The 19,734-nt window shown below is 74.1% G+C and carries 19 protein-coding genes; 14 read left to right on the plus strand and 5 right to left on the minus strand.

What is annotated here, in order from left to right:
• Positions 1-41 precede the first annotated feature (41 nt).
• From Q7F20_RS04655 to Q7F20_RS04665, 3 genes are all read left to right on the plus strand, one after another.
• Positions 42-974, plus strand: coding sequence for an NADP-dependent oxidoreductase (locus Q7F20_RS04655; RefSeq protein ID WP_305738942.1), 933 nt, complete (start codon positions 42-44; stop codon positions 972-974).
• Between the two features lie 23 nt (positions 975-997).
• Positions 998-1,372, plus strand: coding sequence for a nuclear transport factor 2 family protein (locus Q7F20_RS04660; protein ID WP_305738943.1), 375 nt, complete (start codon positions 998-1,000; stop codon positions 1,370-1,372).
• 122 nt (positions 1,373-1,494) lie between these two features.
• Positions 1,495-2,313, plus strand: a complete 819-nt coding sequence (locus Q7F20_RS04665; protein ID WP_305738944.1) for an enoyl-CoA hydratase/isomerase family protein — start codon at positions 1,495-1,497, stop codon at positions 2,311-2,313.
• 5 nt (positions 2,314-2,318) lie between these two features.
• On the opposite strand, the gene Q7F20_RS04670 is transcribed toward Q7F20_RS04665, so the two are convergent.
• On the minus strand, positions 2,319-2,780 hold the full coding sequence (locus tag Q7F20_RS04670) for a VOC family protein (RefSeq protein ID WP_305738945.1): 462 nt from the start codon (positions 2,778-2,780) through the stop codon (positions 2,319-2,321).
• A gap of 236 nt (positions 2,781-3,016) precedes the next feature.
• Here Q7F20_RS04670 and Q7F20_RS04675 point away from each other — a divergent pair, with 236 nt between their 5' ends.
• From Q7F20_RS04675 to Q7F20_RS04685, 3 genes are read left to right on the plus strand one after another with little or no spacing between them, the layout of a single operon-like run.
• The gene (locus Q7F20_RS04675) at positions 3,017-3,472 is read left to right on the plus strand and encodes a MarR family winged helix-turn-helix transcriptional regulator (RefSeq protein WP_305738946.1); all 456 of its coding nucleotides are present in this window, start codon (positions 3,017-3,019) and stop codon (positions 3,470-3,472) included.
• Complete coding sequence (locus tag Q7F20_RS04680; protein WP_305738947.1) at positions 3,469-4,242, plus strand: SDR family oxidoreductase; 774 nt, start codon at positions 3,469-3,471, stop codon at positions 4,240-4,242. The genes Q7F20_RS04675 and Q7F20_RS04680 overlap by 4 nt, the downstream gene beginning before the upstream one ends.
• 11 nt (positions 4,243-4,253) lie before the next feature.
• Positions 4,254-5,531, plus strand: coding sequence for an FAD-binding oxidoreductase (locus Q7F20_RS04685; protein WP_305738948.1), 1,278 nt, complete (start codon positions 4,254-4,256; stop codon positions 5,529-5,531).
• On the opposite strand, the gene Q7F20_RS04690 is transcribed toward Q7F20_RS04685, so the two are convergent.
• On the minus strand, positions 5,524-6,351 hold the full coding sequence (locus Q7F20_RS04690) for a helix-turn-helix transcriptional regulator (RefSeq protein WP_305738949.1): 828 nt from the start codon (positions 6,349-6,351) through the stop codon (positions 5,524-5,526). The genes Q7F20_RS04685 and Q7F20_RS04690 overlap by 8 nt on opposite strands.
• 146 nt (positions 6,352-6,497) lie before the next feature.
• On the opposite strand from Q7F20_RS04690, the gene Q7F20_RS04695 reads away from it, so the two are divergent.
• Together Q7F20_RS04695 and Q7F20_RS04700 are read left to right on the plus strand one after the other, a co-directional pair.
• The gene (locus Q7F20_RS04695) at positions 6,498-7,832 is read left to right on the plus strand and encodes an MBL fold metallo-hydrolase (protein ID WP_305738950.1); all 1,335 of its coding nucleotides are present in this window, start codon (positions 6,498-6,500) and stop codon (positions 7,830-7,832) included.
• Between the two features lie 42 nt (positions 7,833-7,874).
• Positions 7,875-10,088, plus strand: coding sequence for a helix-turn-helix domain-containing protein (locus tag Q7F20_RS04700; RefSeq protein ID WP_305738951.1), 2,214 nt, complete (start codon positions 7,875-7,877; stop codon positions 10,086-10,088).
• 28 nt (positions 10,089-10,116) lie between these two features.
• Here Q7F20_RS04700 and Q7F20_RS04705 read toward each other — a convergent pair whose 3' ends face one another.
• Positions 10,117-10,968, minus strand: coding sequence for a helix-turn-helix domain-containing protein (locus Q7F20_RS04705; protein WP_305738952.1), 852 nt, complete (start codon positions 10,966-10,968; stop codon positions 10,117-10,119).
• Positions 10,969-11,089: 121 nt separating this feature from the next.
• Between Q7F20_RS04705 and Q7F20_RS04710 the strand changes: the two genes are divergently transcribed.
• The 6 genes from Q7F20_RS04710 to Q7F20_RS04735 all read left to right on the plus strand — a co-directional run bounded on the left by Q7F20_RS04710 (position 11,090) and on the right by Q7F20_RS04735 (position 16,524).
• The gene (locus tag Q7F20_RS04710; protein WP_305738953.1) at positions 11,090-13,348 is read left to right on the plus strand and encodes an XRE family transcriptional regulator; all 2,259 of its coding nucleotides are present in this window, start codon (positions 11,090-11,092) and stop codon (positions 13,346-13,348) included.
• Between the two features lie 9 nt (positions 13,349-13,357).
• Positions 13,358-14,101 (plus strand): ABC transporter ATP-binding protein, encoded by a 744-nt coding sequence (locus Q7F20_RS04715; protein ID WP_305738954.1) that lies wholly within the window; start codon positions 13,358-13,360, stop codon positions 14,099-14,101.
• Complete coding sequence (locus Q7F20_RS04720) at positions 14,098-15,432, plus strand: hypothetical protein (protein ID WP_305738955.1); 1,335 nt, start codon at positions 14,098-14,100, stop codon at positions 15,430-15,432. Before Q7F20_RS04715 ends, Q7F20_RS04720 begins: the two co-directional genes overlap by 4 nt.
• A 120-nt stretch (positions 15,433-15,552) precedes the next feature.
• Positions 15,553-16,101 carry a hypothetical protein gene (locus Q7F20_RS04725; RefSeq protein WP_305738956.1) on the plus strand — a complete coding sequence of 183 codons (549 nt, stop codon included), beginning with the start codon at positions 15,553-15,555 and terminating at the stop codon, positions 16,099-16,101.
• A 139-nt stretch (positions 16,102-16,240) separates the two neighbouring features.
• The gene (locus tag Q7F20_RS04730) at positions 16,241-16,369 is read left to right on the plus strand and encodes a hypothetical protein (RefSeq protein WP_305738957.1); all 129 of its coding nucleotides are present in this window, start codon (positions 16,241-16,243) and stop codon (positions 16,367-16,369) included.
• Positions 16,366-16,524, plus strand: coding sequence for a hypothetical protein (locus tag Q7F20_RS04735; RefSeq protein ID WP_305738958.1), 159 nt, complete (start codon positions 16,366-16,368; stop codon positions 16,522-16,524). Before Q7F20_RS04730 ends, Q7F20_RS04735 begins: the two co-directional genes overlap by 4 nt.
• A 55-nt stretch (positions 16,525-16,579) precedes the next feature.
• On the opposite strand, the gene Q7F20_RS04740 is transcribed toward Q7F20_RS04735, so the two are convergent.
• Together Q7F20_RS04740 and Q7F20_RS04745 are read right to left on the minus strand one after the other, a co-directional pair.
• The gene (locus tag Q7F20_RS04740; RefSeq protein WP_305738959.1) at positions 16,580-17,437 is read right to left on the minus strand and encodes an aldo/keto reductase; all 858 of its coding nucleotides are present in this window, start codon (positions 17,435-17,437) and stop codon (positions 16,580-16,582) included.
• Between the two features lie 40 nt (positions 17,438-17,477).
• On the minus strand, positions 17,478-19,643 hold the full coding sequence (locus Q7F20_RS04745; protein ID WP_305738960.1) for an MFS transporter: 2,166 nt from the start codon (positions 19,641-19,643) through the stop codon (positions 17,478-17,480).
• Positions 19,644-19,734 lie beyond the last annotated feature (91 nt).

Consider the following 19,734-nt stretch of genomic DNA (forward strand, 5'->3'; position numbering starts at 1 on the left):
TGCCGTTGGTCGGTGCGCAGGTGCTCCCTAGCGTGGATCGCATGGCAGAGACGATGTTCGCGATCACCCAGGACGAGCTCGGCGGACCGGAGGTCCTCCGCGGCGTCGAGGTCGGTCGACCCGTGCCCGGGGTGGGAGAGGTGCTGGTACGGGTCCGCGCCGCGGGCGTCAACCCGGCCGACCACATGTACCGCCAGACCGGCGCGTTCGGGGCGCACCCGCCGTTCACGCTGGGCTGGGACGTCTCGGGCACCGTCAGTGCGGTCGGTCCGGGCGTCACGGTCCTCGCGCCGGGCGACGAGGTGTTCGGGCTGCTCCCGTTCCCGAAGGGCGCCGGCGCCTACGCCGAGTACGTGGTCGCACCGACCCGTGCCCTCGTCCCGAAGCCGGACGCGCTGACGCACCCCGAGGCGGGCGCCCTGCCGCTCGCCGGGCTGACCGCCTGGCAGTCCCTCGTCGAGACCGCCCACGTCACCAGCGGCACGCGGGTGCTCGTCACCGGGGCGACCGGGGGAGTGGGGCACCTCGCGATCCAGATCGCCGCCGCCCTCGGCGCCGAGGTCACCGCGCTCGCCTCGACCCCGAACGTCGATGCCGCACGCTCCTACGGGGCGGCGCGCGTCGTGGACTACCGCACGACCGACGTCGCGACCGTGGTGGCCGACCTCGACGTCGTGATCGACGTGCTCGGCGGGGACTTCACCGCGACGGCGGTCGGCGTGGTGCGTCCCGGCGGGACCGTCGTCACGATGATCCCGCAGATCGCAGACTCGACCCGGACCGCTGCCGCCGAGCGAGGGGTCCGGCTGGCCGGGCTCCTCGTCGAGGCCGACCGCCTCGGACTCCTCGAGCTGGTCCGGCTCGTCGAGGCGGGTCGGCTCCGCCCGACCGTGTCGGCGACCTACCCGTTGGCCGAGGCCGCCACCGCGCACCGCGACGGCGGCGGGTTCGGCAAGACCGTCCTGCTCCCCTGACCACCACGAACGAAGGAACCGAGATGTCCACGAACACCGAGACCGTGACCGCCTTCTACACGCGCGCCTTCAACGACGGCGAGCCGGAGGCCGCTGCTGCAGCGGCGATCGGCGACAGCTACGTGCAGCACAACCCGGGGGCGCCGGACGGCGTGCCGGCGTTCGTCGCGTACGTGCACTCGATGCGCGAGCGGTTCCCCGAACTCCGCCTCGAGGTGAAGCGCACGATCGCCGAGGGTGACCACGTCGTCACCCACAGCGCCTTCCACCTGACCCCGGGCGACCGCGGTATGGCCGTCGCCGACATCTGGCGGCTCGAGGACGGCAAGATCGTCGAGCACTGGGACGTGATGCAGCAGGTCCCGGAGCAGTCGGCGAACACCAACACCATGTTCTGAAGCAGCGCCGGGGGCCGTGCCAAACCGTGAGGCGGTGTGGGCCCCAGCCTGTTCCCCACCGGGACACGTCCGCGATCCGGCACCTCCGTACGGTCGACGACACCAACCGAACGGAGCTCCTGATGTCCCCTGTGCAGTTCACCCGTGAGTCACCCGCGGTCGGACGCGTCGTCGTCTCGGATCCGCCCGTCGGCCTGATGACCGGTGCGACCGTCCGCGGTCTGGCCGACGTCGTCGCGCAGCTCGTTGACGACACGAGCATCAAGGTGGTCGTCTTCGAGAGCAGCACCGACGACTTCTTCCTGAACCACTTCGACCTCGCGCGGATCGACGAATTCCCCGGTGGGGAGGCCTGGCTGGACCTCGTCGTCGCGCTGTCCGAGGCCCGGTACGTCACGGTCGCGGTGATCCGCGGGCGCACGCGCGGCGGTGGCAACGAGCTCGCCCTGGCACTCGACCTGCGGTACGCGAGCCGAGAACGCGCTCGGTTCGGCCAACCCGAGGTCGGCACGGCGGTCGTCCCCGGTGGCGGCGGGACGGAGCGCCTGCCGCGACAGATCGGACGCGACCGTGCGCTCGAGGTCATCCTGACCAGCGCGGACTACGACGCCGACACCGCCGAACGCTGGGGCTGGGTGACCCGTGCGCTCGACGACGACCGACTCGACGAGCACGTCGCCGGCATCGTCGCGCGCCTCGCGTCGTTCGACGGTGACGCGCTCGCCACCGCGAAGGCGATGGTCGCCCGCGCTGCCCTGCCGCCGCGATCGGATCTCGAGCTCGCGTACCGGACCTTCCAGGAGCGGATGGTGAGCCCGTCGTACCTGGCCCGGGCGGCGGGCGGATCCGCTCCCCTCGAGGACGACCGGCTGCTCGCCGCGGAGCTCGACCTCGGTACCGTGATCGGCGAAGCCGCACGACGACGAGCCGGCGGCGCCTGAGCCCGTCAGCTGAGACGCACCGTCTCGTCGAGCCACGGGGACCCGTGGTCTGCCTCGAGCTCGGGCCCGTGCGTCTGCCTCGTGTACAGCCGCAGCGCCGTGCCGTCGGGGTCGGGCACGACCATGAGCCACGCCTGGATCCCGGTCAGCACGGGGGAGTGCGCCACGCCGAGCTCGTCGAGGTATCTGCCCCACTCCTCGAGGTCCGCGACCCCGGGGATCAGCATCGTGATCGGGTCGAAGCCCCGTTGCAGGAGCGCCCGCACGGGGTGCAGCCGCAGCTCCAGGAGGGTGCCGAGAGCGGGGACGCGGCAGATCACGGCGAACAGCTCACCGCTCGGACGGAAGTGGTCCGCCTCGGGGATCCGTTCGGCCCCGAGCGCGCGCTCGTAGAACGCCAGCGAAGCGTCGAGGTCCGAGACCGGGACCTTCAGGTGGTGGATGCCGTCGATCGGTGGTCGCTGCACGATCTGCTCCTCCTGGCCGCGTCTGCGGCCGCGTCGGCACGCTACTGCGATCGGCGGGGCCGATCCTGTCCCCGAGACGGACACGTCGGCGGACGGGAGGCGCGGTGCGGGCCCGACCCGCGCCTCCCGTCCGCTCCTGGTCGCGTCGGGAATACCTGACGCGTCAGGTAGTTGGACCCACTGTGCGACAGCGACTGACCGACCGACAACTGGACACGTGGCAACGGCTCCAGGTGGTGACGGAGCGGCTGCGCCGCCGCGTCGGCGCGGACCTGCGCGGGCGAGCCGACCTGTCGGAAGCGGAGTTCACGGTGCTCGCACACCTGGTCGACACGGGTGGAGACGCGCGTCCGACGACGTGCGCGTCGGCGATCGGCTGGGACTCCAGCCGGCTCGCCCACCAGCTCCGTCGGCTCGAGCGCCGTGGACTCGTCGAGCGGCACGGCGGACTCCGGGACGCGCGGGGATCGTCGATCGTCATCACCGGCTCCGGTCGGTCCGCCCACCGAGCGGCCGTCGGAGCACACCTCCGTGCCGCGGCGACGTGGTTCGGGGACGCGCTGGACGACGAGACGCTGGCCGGCCTTGACCGCGCACTGCGCGCGCTCGAGGAGCACATGCGCCGCACGGACGGCGACGGACCGGACGACGGACGTCCGGAACAGTACGAGAACGAGGAGCACGGACGATGAGCAGCATCGACACCTGGACGACACCCACGGCGGACCTGACCGGATCGACGGTCGTCGTGGTCGGCGGGAGCGGCGGCGTGGGGGAGGGCGTCGTGCGGTCGACGCTCGCGGCGGGCGCGACCGTGATCGCGACCGGACGTGACGGCGCGCGACTCGACGCCCTCGCGGCGCGGCTGGCGACGGCCGGCCTCCCCGGTCACCTGCACACACGGGTCCTCGACGCGATGCGTCCCACCCTGGACGGCGACGTGGCCGCGATCGCCCACGAGTTCGGAGCGTTCGACGGCGTGGTCGTCTCGCTCGCGTCCTGGGGAGACCAGGGGCGGAAGCCTGCGCTGGCACTCGACGACGACGAGTGGCAGCGGCTGCTGGACGGCAACCTGACGAGCGTGTTCCGGGTCTTCCGCGCGTTCCTGCCCGAGATCTCCGCATCCGGGGTGCTCATGCAGTTGAACGGCATGAGCGCCGACATCCCGTTCCCCGGCAGCGCAGGCGTCGCCCTGAGCGCCGCCGCGACGAAGTCCCTGTCCTTGACGCTCGACGCGGAGCTCGGGGGCCGCGGCCCCCGCATCGTGCAACTCGTGCTCGGCGTGATCCGCACCCGTGCACGGCAGACGGCGGGGATCGACGATCCGCGCTGGATCGACGCCACCCAGGTCGGCGACCACGTCGCACACCTGGTCGCGGGGAGCAGCCCGCTCGCCCGCACGCCCCTGCAGTACTTCACCGATCGAGCCGAGGGTCCGCGTCCCGGGTCCTCGACGCGCTGAACCGAGGAACCATGGAGATCGTCCGACCCGCCGATCGCGGGTACGCAGCCCTGCAGCACGTCTACTCGAGCACCGGCCGACCGGGATCGATCCTGCTCCCGGAGACCACGAGCGAGGTCGCCGAAGCCCTCGGGATCGTGCGGGCGTCGGGTGGCCCCTTCGCGGTGCGCAGCGGCGGCCACGGCATCAGCAGCATCGCCACGAACACCGGTGGCGACGTCATCGACCTGCGAGCCCTCGCGTCGATCGAGCACCGGGGCGGACGGTCGGTCCGGATTGGTCCCGGTGCGCGCTGGGGCGCGGTCGCGTGGTCACTCGCCCCGCACGGACTGGCGATCAGCTCCGGCGACTCGGGTGACGTCGGGGTCGGCGGCCTCGCCACGACCGGTGGCATCGGGCTGATGGGCCGCGCGCACGGCCTCACCATCGACAGCCTGCGCTCCGCGGAGATCGTGACGGCGGACGGGATCGCGCGACGCGTCTCCGCCGACGAGGAGCCGGACCTGTTCTGGGCGGTCCGCGGCGCTGGCGCGAACTTCGGGATCGTCACCTCGTTCGACTTCGAGGCCTCTGAGACCGCGGACGTCGTGCAGACCACGGCCGTGTACCAGCCGCGTGACCTCGCCGCGTTCCTCCGGGAATGGGGCCGGACCGTCGAGTCAGCGGCGCGCGAGGTGTCGGCCTTCCTGTACATGGGCGCGGGGCCGACGCCCGTCGCGCAGGCGACGATCGTGTACGCCGGCGACGACGTCGACGCGGCGACACCCGAGATCGAGCGGTTCCTGCGGCTCCCGGGGCTCTCGGGACAGCGGGCGGTGGTGACGCCGTACGCGGCGGTGCCCCTGACGAGTGGCGCACCGCACACCGGACAGCAGCGCGCCTCCACCCACACCGGACTCGCCGCGCACCTCGACGAGGACCTGTCCGAGCGGATCGCGACCATGCTGCGGAGCGCCGGCGCGGACATGGTCCAGATCCGTTCGGTCGGCGGCGCGATCAACGACGTGGACCCGGCGGCCACCGCGTACGCGCACCGGCACCAGAACTTCTCGGTGACCGCCGTCTCGGTCCGGGGCGGGACTGCGTTCCACGACGCCTGGGAGCCCGTGCACGCCCTGATGGACGGCATGTACCTGAGCTTCGAGAGCGACCACGCCCCGGGCGCGGTCGCCGAGGCGTTCCCGCCCGCGACGCTCACGCGCCTGCGGGACCTCAAGGCGCGCTGGGACCCCGACGACCTGTTCGACCAGAACTTCGACGTGTCCGAGCAGCGGGTCCGGCTCAGCTGAACTCGACCGCACCCGCGATGCGCTCCGTGAGTTCGGCGAGTGCCGCGGCGCTGTCGGAGCCCGGGACGGCGTGGTAGGCGCAGAGCAGGTACCCCGGCGTGTTCGGCACCACGAACGTCTGGTGGCGGAGGGCGACCTGGCCGTACCCCTCGACGAAGGGTCGGACGTCGCCGTCGTAGTACGGGTCGACCTCGTGGCGCTCCCAGAGGCCGCGGAACACCGGGTCGAGCGTCGCCAGCCGCGTCGCGGTCTCGTGGAGCCGCGGGTCGTACGGGTGGCCGTAGAACCGCATGCGCCGAACGGTCCGGTCGGCGAGTGCGGGCCAGGTCGGGAGCGCCCGCACCTCGGGGAACGTGAAGACCACCTCGGGGATGCTCCTGCCGACCTCGAGCCCGAGCGGGACCACCCATCGCGCGAGGGCGTTCGAGAGCACGACCTCGTGGCGGGAGTTGATGATGTACGCCGGTGTGTTCGGCCAGGAGTCGAGGATGGCGGACATCGCCTCGACGGACACCGCCGCCTCGGCAGCCGCCACGTCGAGTGGCTGGACCGTGCTCATCCGCAGCAGGTGCTGCAGGCCGGCGTCGTCGAGCCGCAGCGCCCGGGCCAACGCGTGGAGGACCTGGTCGGAAGGGGCGCGGTCGCGGCCCTGCTCCAGCCGCAGGTAGTACTCCTGACTGATCCCGGCGAGCCCGGCCACCTCGTCGCGACGGAGCCCCGGTACGCGGCGGCGCGTGTGCGAACCGACCCCCACGTCCTCGGGGCGGGTCGCGGCCCGACGGGCGCGGAGGTAGTCGCCGAGGGGTGTCGTCCGTGCCATGCCAGTCCTCGTCTCTCCGGGTGTCGTCGCGCCGCTCGTCCACATCCAAGCGCATCGCGGCGACGACACGGTGCTGGCTGCCCCCGACGGGGACACCCTCGCGTCACCCGGGACCCGTAGCGTCGGCTCGGTGCGGAGGGAGATTCGTGCACGATCCACCGATCCGCCGGGCGCACGTCACCGTCGCCGCCCGCTTCCACAGCTCGCCGAGCACGACCTGGTCCCACTTCGTCGACTCCGAGGACGCGCACGTCGGTCCCGGCGGCACGGCCGAGGTGCTCGTGCCCGGCACGAGCCGGTGGATCCGCCGGCTCCCCGGTGACCTCGGTGTCGTGGAGGAGCGGATCCGCACCGAGGACGGCGTCCTCGCCTACCGGGCCCGCATGCCCGGAGGTTCGGCGGTCGACGACGTGGACGGGGTCGTCCGCGTGTCGCAGGAGGCGGAGGGGAGCCTCGTGACGTGGACGACCGAGGCGATCACCGATCCGTCCACCGCCGAGCGCGAACGTGTCCGGTCGTGGCTGGCCGACCGGCTCCGGAGCGCCGGTGGCACGGTCCTCTCGCCGCTCACCATGGACGTGTGGCTGGGCGGGTACCGGGACGTCGCACGCGCCCGCCTCGACGGGACAGGCACCGCGACGTGGTCGCCCACGACGGCGACCCTCGTCTCCGGTGAGCGCGACGCCGTCCTCGTCGACGCCCTGATGACCGCGGAGGAGGCCGACGCGCTGGTCGAGTGGATCCGGGCCAGCGGGAAACGGCTCCGGACCGTCGTGGTCACACAGGGTCAGGCGGACCACTTCTTCGGGCTCGACCGGGTCCTGCGGGCCTTCCCGGACGCGGTGGCGACCGCCGTCGCCGACGTCGCCGGACGCGCGCGCGAGCAGACCGGAGCCGTGCACCGCTGGGAGTCGTTGTTCCCGGGGCGGCTCCCCGGTTCGCTCACGGCACCCGACCCGGACCCGGCCGGGGTCGTCGACCTCGAGGGCCACGCCCTCCAGCTGTACGACGTGGGACGGATCGGCGACCGGCCGACGAGCGTCGTGTCGGTGCGGGACCTCGACGCGGTCATCGGCGGCGACCTCGTCTACAACCGGGTGCACCCGTGGCTCATCGGCACCGACGCGGACGCCCGTCGGAACTGGACGCGGGCACTCGACCTCGTCGAGGTGCTGCGCCCGGCGTGGGTGGTCGCGAGCCACCGGCACCCGGGCGCCCGCTCCGACGCTGCGCGTCCGCAGGTCGTCGCGCTCCGTCGGTACCTCGACGACGTCGAGACGGTGCTCGCGCACCACACCGATGCGTCCGGCTTCGTCCGCGAGATGCTGCATCGCTGGCCGAGGTACGGCAACCGGTCCACGCTGGAGGCCTCGGCGGTGGCGCTGTACGTGGAGGGTCCTCCGCCGTCGCCGGACGAGCTGCCGGAGCTGCTCCCGCGTCGTCCGCAGAGCGAGAGCGACGAGACGACGGACCTCGACTGAGCGCCCGTGCAGGTTACGCTGTCCACGACCGGGAGGAGCGTCGTGGGTGGCACGGACCTCGCAGCGCGGCTCCGGACACTGCGGCTGGCAGCCGGGATGACGCTCGAGACACTCGCCGAACGGTCGGGCGTGAGCGTCCGGGGGATCAGCGACATCGAGCGCGGTCGCAGTCGGCATCCGCAGCCCCGCACGATCGAGGCGCTGGTGCTCGGGCTCGGGCTCGACGAGGCGGCACGGCGATGGCTCCGGGCGCCGCTGGTGGGTGCCGGCTCCGGTGCCGGACCGGACACCGGGCGCACGGACTTCCGCCCACCCCGCGTGGCGGACTTCACCGGCCGCTCGGACGAACTCGAACGACTCGTCGCGGGCCTCGACCGGCCGTCCGGCCCTCCGGTCGTCGTGGTCTCCGGACCGCCGGGCATCGGGAAGACCGCGCTCGTGACCGAGGCGATCGGACGGGCGGCCGGCGCCGAACGCCGCGTCTTCGTCGACCTCGCCGGACACGGCCGACCGGCGACGACCGCGCTCGAGGTGCTCCAGCGCGTCCTCCGGCAGTGCGACCCGGACGATCCACCGGGCACGCTCGGCGCGGCAGCGGCACGGTGGTCGGAGCTGTGCACGACCGAACGGGTGCTGGTGCACCTCGACAACGTCTCGAGCGAGGACCAGGTCCGACCCGTGCTCGTCGAGGGGCGGTCGACCGTCGTCGCGACCTCGCGTCGGACGCTCGCCGGTCTCGACGCGGACCGGATCGTCCTCGGCGTGCTCGGACCGGAGGACGGCCGTCGACTGCTCGAGCGCATCGTGCCCGCCGAACAGCGCGATCCCGCCGCGGTGGACGAACTCATCACGCTGTGCGACGGGTTCCCCCTCGCGCTCCGCGTCGCCGCGAACCGCATCGCGAGCCGTCCCGCGACGAGCGCCGCAGACCTCGTCGCGCGCCTCCGCTCGGCCGACCGCAGGCTCACGCTGCTCGTGGCCGGCGACGTCTCGGTCGCGGCGGCGATCGCGGTCTCCTACGACGACCTCGACCCGGGCACCGCAGCCGTGTTCCGGGCGACCGCGGCGCTCGACGGCGTCACGTTCGGGGCGGACGTCGTCGCGGCGGCGCTCGGCGCAGACCCGGACGAGATCGAGTCGCGCCTCGAGGGACTGGTCGACCTGGGCCTCGTCGAACCCCGGGGTGCGCGCTACCGCGTCCACGACATCATCCGTCTGTTCGCGCGCGAGCGGCTCCGCGAGGACCCCCGGGCCGAGGCCGCTGCGGGGGAGCGGCTCACGCGGTGGTTGCTCGGCCGGCTCCTGGCAGCCGGGTCGGTGTTCGTGGTGCCCGGCCGGGCACCCGTCGCGCAGCCCGACGCCGACCAGGACGTCGCCCGCGACTGGATCCTCGGCGAGGTCGACCACTGGTGGCCGGCGTACCGCCGCGCCGCTGCGCTGGGGTGGCACGAGACCGTGATCGAGCTCACGGCCGTCCTGCAGTGGTTCGCGAACCTCTGGCCGGACTGGGGACGCTGGTACGAGCTCGACCTCGTGGCACAGCGCGCGGCCGACGCCCTCGCGGACGATGCCGTGCGCTCACGGGTCGCGGGGCACCTCGCCTGGGCGGCGCACATCGAGCTCGGGGACCACGACCTGGCCGCGCAGCACGCGGACGAGGCACTCGCCGCGGCCGAACGGGCCGGGGCGCCCGACCTCGTCGCCTGGGGGCACTACCACGTCGCCTGGAGCGCACTCGAGCGCGGGGACCCCGTCGCGGCCGAAGCACACGCGCTCACCGCGGTCGCGGGGTTCGAGCGCGAGGACGACCCCGTCTTCCTGCACCAGGCTCGCGGGATGCTCGGCCTCGCCCTGCAGACCCAGGGCCGGTACGACGAAGCGGTCACCGCGCTCCGAGCGGCGGTCGACGGCATCGTGGAGGGCCTCGACCCCGTCGATGAACGCGTCCGGTACGCGCAGGCGCTCGCCCGCGCGGCGCTCGCCTCCACGCTGCTCGAGGCCGGCGCGCCGGGAGAGGCGCTCGAGGTCCTCGACGCTGCGCTGCGGACGCTGCCGGACGACACCGGGACGTCCATCGGCCTGCTGCTCCGTTCGCGGGCTGCGGTGCTCGTGGAACTGGGGCGCCCCGAGGAAGCGCTGGCCGACGTGGAGCGCGCGCTGCACGCCCTGCCTGCGCGTGTCCGTCCGGCACGACTGGACCCACTGCACCGGGAACTGTCGGCGCTCCGCGACACGCTCACCGATCCGGCCGACTGACCGGGGCTCCCGGTGGGGCGTTCGGCCGTCAGACGGCGACGCTGCGACGTCCGGTGGGGGCCGCGACGTCGTTCCGGAGGGCCGCCAGCGCCCGCGCGCCGTCCGTCCCGGGGGTCGCGTGGAACGCGGTCAGCACGAACCGCTGGGGGCCAGGGACCTCGAGGGTCTGACACGTGAGGGTCACCCGACCCTGCCCGTGCACGTCCTGTTCGAGCGCTCCGTTCAGGTACGGACGGGCATCGTGCCGCGCCCACAACCGCCGGAACTCCGCGTCGCGGACCGACAGCGTGCCGACGATCTCCTGGAGGCGCCGGTCGCGTGGGTCGCTCCCGTAGCGCAGCGTGGCCGCGGTCCGTTCGGCGGCCTCGGGCCAGTCGGGCATCAGGGCTCGGCCCACCGGTGAGAACACCGCCAGCGGCAGGTTCACGCCGGGCGCCAGTCCGCCCCCGGTCATCGCGCGCGCCAGCGGGTTCACGACCAGCACGTCCTGGTTGCCGTCCATCACGTAGGCGGGCGTCTCGGTCCACTGGTCGAGGAGACCGCCGAGGGTCTCCATGACCCGGGGCGGCGTCGTGCGGTCGCCGGCCCGGGCCTCTCCGGTCTGGATCCGGACCAGGCGGTCCATGTGGTCGACGGCGTCCTGGTCCAGACGGAGCGCGCGGCCCAGTGCGTGCAGCACCTGGTCCGACGGTTGGCGGTCGCGGCCCTGCTCGAGTCGGAGGTAGTACTCCTGGCTGATCCCGGCACGCCGGGCCACCTCGTCCCGTCGCAGGCCGACCACCCGTCGCGGTGTCGACGACACGATGCCGACGTCCTGCGGTTGCACGAGTGCTCGTCGGGCGCGGAGGTACTCACCCAGGGGTGTGATCGCAGTCGGCATGGCATCGCTCCCTCTCGTCCTCGCTGCAACGCCGTCACCGGTGCTGCATGATGTCCGATGACAGCCCACCAGGCACCCGGTGCGGGCACCATGCAGAACGCAGGCAGGAATCGAGGACGACGTGCAGGAACCACCCCACGGCGAGCTCCTCAGACGGCTGCGGACCACGGCGGGCCGGACGCTCGCCGAGCTCGCCGCAGCAGCGCACGTCGGCGTCCGGACCCTGAGCGACATCGAGCGGGGGGTCGCGCGGCGCCCGCAGCGCGCGACGATCGAGGCGATCGCGTCGGCGCTCGGTGCGACGGCGGCCGAACGCGCAGCGCTGCTGTCGATCGGGCGAGCGGATCCTGCGACACCCGAGAGCGCGCCGGACGTCGTCGTCGACTTCACCGGCCGCGGCCGCGAACTCAGCAAGGTGCTCGACCACCTCCGGGACGACCGGCCCGGGATCGTGCTCGTGTCCGGCGGCCCCGGCATCGGCAAGAGCACGTTCGCGGCCGAGGCGTTGCGCGTCCACGGCGTCCCGTGGGTGCACGTCGACCTCGCCGGGCAGACGACCTCGCCGCTCTCGGCGCTCGACGTCCTCCGCCGCCTCGTCACCCGAGCCACGGACGGCGCCGAGGAAGCGCCCGCCGTCCTGGACGCCGCGGCAGCTCGCTGGCGCGGGATCAGCGCGGACCACCCGCACGCGGTGCTGCTCGACGACGCCGCCAGCGAGGCGCAGGTGCGTCCGGTGGTCGAAGCGGCGGCGCCGGGGACCCCGGTGATCGTGACGAGCCGGAGCCCGCTGGCCGGTCTCGACGCCGGACTCCGCGTCCAGGTCGACCCCCTGCATCCCGTCGACGCCCACTCGCTGCTGGAGCGGATCGTGCCGGACGCCGCGGACGACCCGGCGCTGGCAACGGTTGCCGACCAATGCGCGGGGATCCCGCTGGCACTCCGGATCGCCGGCAGCCGCATCGCGGCAGGCGTCGACGACGTCCACGGCTTCCTCGGTGCGATGCGCGCCGAGGAGCGACGGCTCGGCGCCCTCCGCCACGGTGACCGCTCGGTCGAGTCCGCGTTCGCCGTCTCGTACGAGCGTCTGCCGGTCGCCACGGCGCGGCTGTTCCGGTCGCTCGCGGTGATCGACGGGACGAGTTTCGACGCCCGGACCGGCGGCGCGGCCCTGGGCCTCGACGACGTGACCGCCGAGGACGCCCTCGAGGACCTGGTCGACCTGGGGCTCGTCGAGCCCCGGGGCGGCAACCGGTACCACGTGCACGACCTGCTCCGCGCGTTCGGCGCCGACCGCATCGTCGCCGAGGACGGTCCCGGTACGCCCCGGGCGCTGCGGGAGCGACTGCACGGGACGGTCCTCGGCGTGCTGGGTCGAGCCGCACGGCTGTTCGCCTCCGAGTCCGTCCGCGGGGGCCGGGCCGAGCCGGAGTTCGGCGACCCGACTGCGGCGAGGCGGTGGATCACCGCCGAGGTGGACCACTGGTGGGCGGCGTTCCGTGCTGCGGTGTCGGACGGCCGGCACGGCGAAGTCGCCCGGATCGCGACCGGACTCGAGTGGTTCTCGAACCTGTGGCCCGCGTGGGGCCACTGGTACGAGCTGTTCGGCGATGCGGTCGACGCCGCGCACACGGTCGGCGACCGGGCATCGGCAGCACGCCTGCTCGGCCTGCAGACGTGGGCCGCGCTGATGGAGCGGGGAGACCGCGCGGGCGCGCTCGAACTCGCCACGAGGGGCCTCGCGGACGCCCGCGAGGCCGACGACGACGCCGTGTCCGCGAGCGCCGAGTACCACGTCGCATGGGCGTACCTGGCACTCCGCCAGCCGGAGCGCGCGCTGCCGCACATCGACGCGGCGATCGACGGGAACACGAGGACCGGCGACGACGCCGCACTCGTGCAGTGTCGCTCGATGGCGGGCGCGGCGCTCCACCTGCTCGGCCGACACGACGAGGCGATCGCCGCGTTCCGGGCGGTCCTCCGCGACCTCGACCGGGTCGGGGGCGGCGACCCCGGAGCGGTGTTCACCCGGGTCGTGGCGCTCGAGGAGATCGCGAAGTCGGCGAACGCGCTGGGGCGGTGGGACGAAGCCCGCGAGGCCGCGGACGAGGGCTTCGATGCCGCCTCGGAGATGTCGTGGGACACGGGTGCTGCTCGGGCGCTGCGACAGCGTGCCGAGGCGCTGCTCGGTTCCGGCGAGACGGAGCGGGCCCGACGCGACGCCGAGCGAGGGATGGCCCTGGTCGACGCCGACCGGGCGGACGCCCAGGCCGGCGCGGTGCTCGGCGAGCTGCGTGAGCTGCTCGATCGGGCCGACGGCGGGACGCCGGGAGTCGAGTCTGTCCGCAGTGGGGACAGGCTGGCGGCACCGCCCGCCGACTAGCCTGCGACGGTGCGAGGAGACACCGAGGACCCGCCCGTCGTCCGAGCCCGGGACATCGAGCACGCCTACCCCGGTCGCGAGGCCGTCCCCGTCCTGCGCGGAGTGTCGCTCGACGTCCGCCGCGGCGAGATGCTGGCGGTCGTCGGCCCGAGCGGCTCCGGGAAGAGCACGCTGCTCGCGTGTCTCTCGGGGCTCGAGCGCCCGCTCCGGGGCGCCGTGGAGATCGAGGGCACCGACATCGGCTCGCTCTCGCGACAGCGTTCGGCGCGGTTCCGCCGCGGTCGGGTCGGCTTCGTCTTCCAGTCGTACAACCTGATCCCGGCCCTCACCGCCCGTGAGAACGTCGCGCTGCCGGCACGCCTGGCGAAGCGTCCCGCGGACCGCAGGACGGTCGACGCCGCACTGGACGCCGTCGGGATGCTCGGCGACGCGCACCGGTACCCCGACGCGATGTCCGGCGGGCAGCAGCAGCGCGTGGCGATCGCGCGGACGCTCGTCGCCCGGCCCCGGGTCCTCTTCGCCGACGAGCCGACCGGGGCGCTCGACACCGTGGCCGGTGGCGCGGTGCTCGACCTGTTGCGCCAGACCGCCTCGGGCGAGCGGTCGGTCGTCATGGTGACGCACGACCTCGCGGCAGCGGCGCGTGCCGACCGCGTGGTCGTCCTGCGGGACGGCGTCGTCCACGCCGAGTTGGTCGCACCGGACGTCGACGCGCTCTTCGACGCGGTCGAACGCGCGGCGGCCCGCGCATGATCCTCGCCCGGCTGGCGGCGGCGGACCTCCGCACGTCGTGGCGCGTCTGGTCCGGCCTGTGCGCGGTGTGCGCGGTGGCCGCGGTGGCCGGCAGCGTCCCCGGCGTGCTCGTGGTCGGTGGCCTGCGCACCCCGGGCGTCCGGGGGCTGGCGCTGCTGTCCATCGCCGGGACGACCGCCGCGTTCGGACTCGTCGCGATCCTCGTGGTCGTGTCCGCCGTGGCGCGGCTCACCGCAGGACTCCTCGTGCGGACGTACGCCCTCTGGCAGCTCGCCGGCGTGACTCCCGGAGGGGTCAGGGTGACGGTGCTCGTGCAGACAGCACTCGTCGCCCTGCTCGGCGCCGTGGTCGGAGTGGCCGCAACGGGCGTCGTCGTCCCGGCCACCGTCGGTGCAGCCCTGGCCGGTGCTTCCGGGCTCGACGGCGTCCGGGTGGCCACTTCCCGGCTCGAGGCCTTCTCCGTGATCGCATCGACGGTCGTCGCCGCTGTCGTCGCCGGACTCGCGGGGAGCCGGCGCGCCGCCGCGACACCGGCGCTGCTCGGTGCCGGACCGGGGACGGACGGACACCGGCCGCCGATCCTCCCTGCGGCGGTCGCGGCGCTGCTGACGGCGCTCGCGGCGAGCATGCTCGCCGGACTCCCGGCTTCGGTCCCGCACGGTGCGGCGCCCGCGCTCCTGATCGGTCCGGGGCTGGTGGCGGCGGTCGCCGTCCTCGGAAGGTGGGTCGGCACGCCCGTCGTGCGACTGTGGACGGCGGTGGTCCCGGCGAACGCCTGGGTGTCCTTCGGTCTCGCACGGGCCGCGGTCCGGCGGGCCGCAGCCCGGAGCGACACGACGCTCGCCGCACTCCTGGTCGCCGTGGCACTGCCGACCGCGCTCGTCGGTGGCCAGCGGACCGCGGGCACCGCGACCGGCGGTGACGCGACCGGGAGCGGCTCCGCGGTGACGACGGTCCTCGTCCTCAGCGGACCGGTCCTGCTCGCGGCCGTCGGAGCCGCAGCGACGGCGGCGATGGCGTCCCGGGACCGGGCGCGCGAGCGCGAGCAGCTGCTGGCGGTGGGCGCGACCCCGGCGCTGCCGGTCGGTGTGGCAGCGCTCGAGGGCGTGGTCCTCGGGGTGAGCGGCACGCTCGTCGCAGCGGCCACGGTTGCCCTCTCCGTCACCGCGGAGTGGGGAGTGCTCGCGGGGCAGTACCCGTCGACCAGGCCGGTCCTCCCAGTCGGGCTCCTGCTGGCCATCGGTGGCTCGTGCACGGCACTGGTCGTCCTGACGTCCATCGTGCCCGCCCTGCCGGGGTGGACGCGGGAGCGGAACACCCCGCGCGACTGAGCGCGACGACCCACGCGTCCGGCGACCGTGCGCCGCACCGCCGGCAGTTCGACCGGACCGCGGGATGGTGTCCCCGGCGGGAGCACGATGCCCTCGGCGCGGGAGCCGTACGCTCCGTCCGTGAGCACGGACGACTCGGCCGACCATCCACGAGCGCTGCTCGGCAGGCTCCTGCTGCCGTGGCGGACGGTCCCCGCCGTCGTCTACGACCGACACCTGACCGTCCGTGTGGCGAACGCGTTGGCCGGAGCCGTGCACCCGACGTTCCGGCCCGGAGAGAACCTCGCGCGGGCCGCGTTCCTGCGGACCGCGGGCGACAGCACGTTCCGCGCATCGCCGGAGCCGCCGGACACGGTCCCGCTGGCCGCGCGCGTCGTCGCGGAGCTGCGGCGCACCCTCGACGAGCACGACGAGGACCGCGGGTACGTCGAACTGGTCGGCGAACTCGCGGCCCGGAGCGAGGCCTTCGCCCGGCTCTGGGCGGACCCGGTCGCCGCCGAGCCGGCTGGGGTCGTCCGCTTCGACAACCCGGTGGTGGGTCGCGTGGCACTCGCCCACCACCGGTTCGCGGTGCCCGGTCCGGCGGGCGACACGTTGCTGCTGTGGCGTGGCGCGGACGAGGAGTCCGCTCGCCGCCTGACGAGCCTCGCCGACACCCTGGTCGACTGAACGCCGGTCCGGGCCGCGACGAGCGGCACGGCCACCTGCCCCTACGGGGGATGGTCCCCGGGGGGACACGTGCGGAGCAGACCACCGGCCGTAGCGTCGTCGGTGTCGCGACGACGTGACCCGATCGAGGAGACCTGCGATGACGATCTCGTTCCCGCCCCTGCCCGCCGTGCTGCACGTGGGAGCGGGAGCCGCCAGCCCGACGCTGCAGACGCTGCTCCTGCCCGTGCCGACGCCCGTGACCGAAGTGCCCGGGGTCCGGCGGTGAACGCGCTGCGGACGGTGCTGCACGTGCTCCGGGCGGATCCGGACCAGTGGCGCCGACGGGGGCTGCGCTCACCCCGTGAGATCGCCGTCCTGGTGGCGGAGCGGTCGCTCCCCGACGACCCGTCGTACGGCGACTTCTTCGTCCCGTCCCCGTGACCCCCACGTCGAACGGCCCGGCCCCTCGGGGCCGGGCCGTTCCGCTTCCCGAGCGTCAGGCAGCGCCGTCGAGCACCGCGACGTCGAGCGGGGACAGGACGACGGACGCCGCCCGGACGTTCTCCTCGAGGTGGTCGACGCTGGACGTCCCGGGGATCGGCAGCACGTTCGGGGCGTGCTGGAGCAACCACGCGAGGGCCACCTGCGACGGTGTGACACCGGCCCGTGCGGCCATGGCGCCGAGCGCTCCGGCCCCGCGCGTCAGCCCGCCGGTCGCCAGGGGGAACCACGGGATAAAGCCGATGCCGAGCTCCGCGGTGACCCGGACGAGGTCCTCCGAGGAACGCTCGACCAGGTTGTACAGGTTCTGCACCGTGGCGATCGGCACGATCCGCTGCGCGGCGAGGAGCTCGGCGACGCTCACCTCGCTGAGCCCGACGTGCCGGATCAGGCCCTGTGCACGGAGTGCTGCGAGGGTCCCGAGCTGCTCGTCGAGCGGGACACGCGGGTCGATCCGGTGCAGCTGGTACAGGTCGATCCGCTCGAGTCGTAGTCGGCGGAGGCTCCCCTGCACGGCGGCGCGCAGGTGTTCCGGACGACCGTCGACGATCCATTCGCCTCGTGGACCCCGGACGAACCCGCCCTTCGTCGCGATGACGACATCCGATCGGTACGGCGCCAGCGCCTCGCCGATGAGCCGTTCCGCGACCTCGGGCCCGTAGGCGTCCGCGGTGTCGACGAGCGTCACGCCGAGCTCGACGGCACGACGGAGCACTGCGCGGGCACCCTCGACATCGCGGGACGGGCCGAAGGCGTTCCGCCCGGCGAGCTGCATCGAACCGAAGCCGAGTCGGGCGACGGGCAGGTCACCGCCGATCAGGAAGGAGCCGGCGGTGGGCATGGGCGTGGTCATGGTCGTCCTGTTGGTCAGTGCGGAAGGTCGAGGGGGCGGTTCACGCGGTGTGGACGGCCGTGCGTTCCCGGCGGGACCGCGCGGTCAGGCCGATCCCGGCGGCGACGGCGGCGATCGCCACGAGCGCGGCGTACGCGGCGCCGACCCCGGCGAGTCCGACGGACCCGGTGAAGAACCCGGCGACGAGCACCGGGACTCCGTAGGCGGCGTAGGCGACCAGGTAGACGGCGGCGAAGAGCCCGCCGCGCGTGGCGTTGTCGGCGAGCGGTCCGAGGATCCGTAGGGACGAGCCGAACGCAGCGCCCTGGCCCGCGCCGCCGATGACGGCGGCCACGATCAGGAGCGGGAGGTCCGCCGAGAGGATCGCGGTCCCGGCACCGATCGCGCCGAGCAGCAGGAGTGCCGCGCCGACCGCGGTGGCGATCCTGGCCGGGGCGCGTGAGAAGAGCATCCCGGCGACCGCGGCGGCGGCCGGCTGCAAGGCGATGACGGCTGCGCTGGCCGTCCCGCCGTCGATACCGAACACCCCGTCGTCGAGTCGCGGTCCGAGCCCGAGGAACAACCCGGAGAACATCCAGCCCGCGACCGTCAGCGGCGCGAGGACGGCGAACCACGCTCGGGCCGCCCCGGGGACCGCGAGCACGGGCCGCAGGGACGCGAGCGCCCCGGCGTGCCGGTCTGCGGTCTCGTCGGCGGCGAGGACCGCGGCGATCCCCACGAGGAGGACGACCCCGAGCGTCAGGAAGACGGCGGCGGTGGGGTCGGGAGCGAACTGCGCGGCGATCCCACCGCCGAACGCCCCGAGCGCGAGTCCGCCGACGGGAGCGGCGCTCGTCAGGACGGTCATCGTGCGACGGTGCCGCTCGCTGGACAGTTCGATGATGGCCGCCGTGAACGTGCTGGTGGCCGCGCCGGTGGCGACCCCCTGCACGGCCCGGGCCGCGATCACCCACCCGATCGAGTCCGCGAGCAGGAACAGGACGCTCGCGATCAGCATGAGGACGAGGGCCGCCGCCAGGACCGGTCGGCGCCCGATGTGGTCGGACAGCCGTCCGGCGACGAGCAGCGTCCCGAGCAGGGTGACGGCGTACACCGTGAACGCCGTGGTCAGCTGCCAGTCGGGGAATCCCCACGCCGACTGGTACACGACGAAGAGCGGGCTGCCGGCACCCGCGCCGAACGCCACGGCGACGGACGCGACGACGACGCCGATCAGGGCGAGCCGACGGTACGAGGAGGAGCTCCGGCGCGAGCCGTCCGCCTCGGATCGGCGGAGCAGCCCCAAGGAGCGGACCGCGATGCTGCCGACGATGCCGGACGCGACCGCGACGACGATCCAGGCGAGGACGGTGCCGAGGACGCCCAGGTCCGCGATGGAGAGCAGTCGCACCGCGTACGTGGCGCTCGCCGCGGTCGTGAACGTCATGGCCCAGAACCCGATCGCGAACCCGCTCCGGGCGTAGCGGCGCACGAGGAGGGCGTGGGGGAGCAGGAAGGCGACCATGGTGCCGGCGAGGGCGGTGTGGACGAGGGAGGGCGCGCCTCCCGTCATGGTCCACCAGGCGTTGCCGGCGACCGCCGGCGGCGCGGACAGGATGGCCAGCGTCGGCAGCAGCGGTGCCGGCACTGCGGGGCCGGTCGCGAAGCGGGCGATGAGCACCGAGCCCACGAGCAGCCAGAACAGCACCCCGGTCGCGAAGTACCCGAGCGCCAGGTCGTGGTGGCCGATCGCGGCGAGTGCCTGCGCGCTCAGGAGGGAGGCGGCCACGGTCGGGAGCAGGTAGCCCCCGTGCAGGGCACCGGCGTCGCGGGGGGAGGTCAGCAGGTCGGTGACGAACCAGGCACCGAAGGCCGTGGTGAGTGCCAGCATCAGCCACACGCCGACCGCACCGGCGACGGGCGCCCAGGTCGCGAGGTGGGCCGCGAGCAGCGAGCCCACGGCGGGGACGAGCGCGGCGAACGGTCCGAGGACGGGGTGGCGGAGGTCGGCGGCGATCGCGCGGACACCGCCGGGGCGGCGGAGGTACCGGACGATGGTGACGATCCAGGCGATCGCTGCGGCGGCCCAGAGGACCTCGCCGACGGCGGTGGGCGCACCGAGCAGGGCCGCGGCAGCCGTCCAGGTGCCCGCCAGTCCGGCGGTGCCGAACGCGATGCCGAAGGTGTTGAGGGGGAGTCTCGGGCGCTCCGTGGCCGTGGTGTTCATGCTGCCTCCTGCGGTGGTGCGCTGTAACCATCCAGAGTGGTTGCGTATTCCGGCGTCGCCGGAGACGGTCGGGGGGGGCGCGGGGGGGGCC

Origin of the sequence: Curtobacterium sp. A7_M15 (assembly GCF_030705415.1) — a bacterium.
Classification (GTDB): Bacteria; Actinomycetota; Actinomycetes; order Actinomycetales; family Microbacteriaceae; genus Curtobacterium.

What these genes read in the sequence shown, in the direction of transcription:
- Q7F20_RS04665 (WP_305738944.1), top strand. Translation starts at nt 1,495, where the DNA reads ATGTCCCCTGTGCAGTTCACCCGTGAGTCACCCGCGGTCGGACGCGTC.
- Q7F20_RS04705 (WP_305738952.1), bottom strand. Translation starts at nt 10,968, where the DNA reads ATGCCGACTGCGATCACACCCCTGGGTGAGTACCTCCGCGCCCGACGA.
- Q7F20_RS04655 (WP_305738942.1), top strand. Translation starts at nt 42, where the DNA reads ATGGCAGAGACGATGTTCGCGATCACCCAGGACGAGCTCGGCGGACCG.
- Q7F20_RS04680 (WP_305738947.1), top strand. Translation starts at nt 3,469, where the DNA reads ATGAGCAGCATCGACACCTGGACGACACCCACGGCGGACCTGACCGGA.
- Q7F20_RS04745 (WP_305738960.1), bottom strand. Translation starts at nt 19,643, where the DNA reads ATGAACACCACGGCCACGGAGCGCCCGAGACTCCCCCTCAACACCTTC.
- Q7F20_RS04685 (WP_305738948.1), top strand. Translation starts at nt 4,254, where the DNA reads ATGGAGATCGTCCGACCCGCCGATCGCGGGTACGCAGCCCTGCAGCAC.
- Q7F20_RS04690 (WP_305738949.1), bottom strand. Translation starts at nt 6,351, where the DNA reads ATGGCACGGACGACACCCCTCGGCGACTACCTCCGCGCCCGTCGGGCC.
- Q7F20_RS04740 (WP_305738959.1), bottom strand. Translation starts at nt 17,437, where the DNA reads ATGACCACGCCCATGCCCACCGCCGGCTCCTTCCTGATCGGCGGTGAC.
- Q7F20_RS04660 (WP_305738943.1), top strand. Translation starts at nt 998, where the DNA reads ATGTCCACGAACACCGAGACCGTGACCGCCTTCTACACGCGCGCCTTC.
- Q7F20_RS04720 (WP_305738955.1), top strand. Translation starts at nt 14,098, where the DNA reads ATGATCCTCGCCCGGCTGGCGGCGGCGGACCTCCGCACGTCGTGGCGC.
- Q7F20_RS04730 (WP_305738957.1), top strand. Translation starts at nt 16,241, where the DNA reads ATGACGATCTCGTTCCCGCCCCTGCCCGCCGTGCTGCACGTGGGAGCG.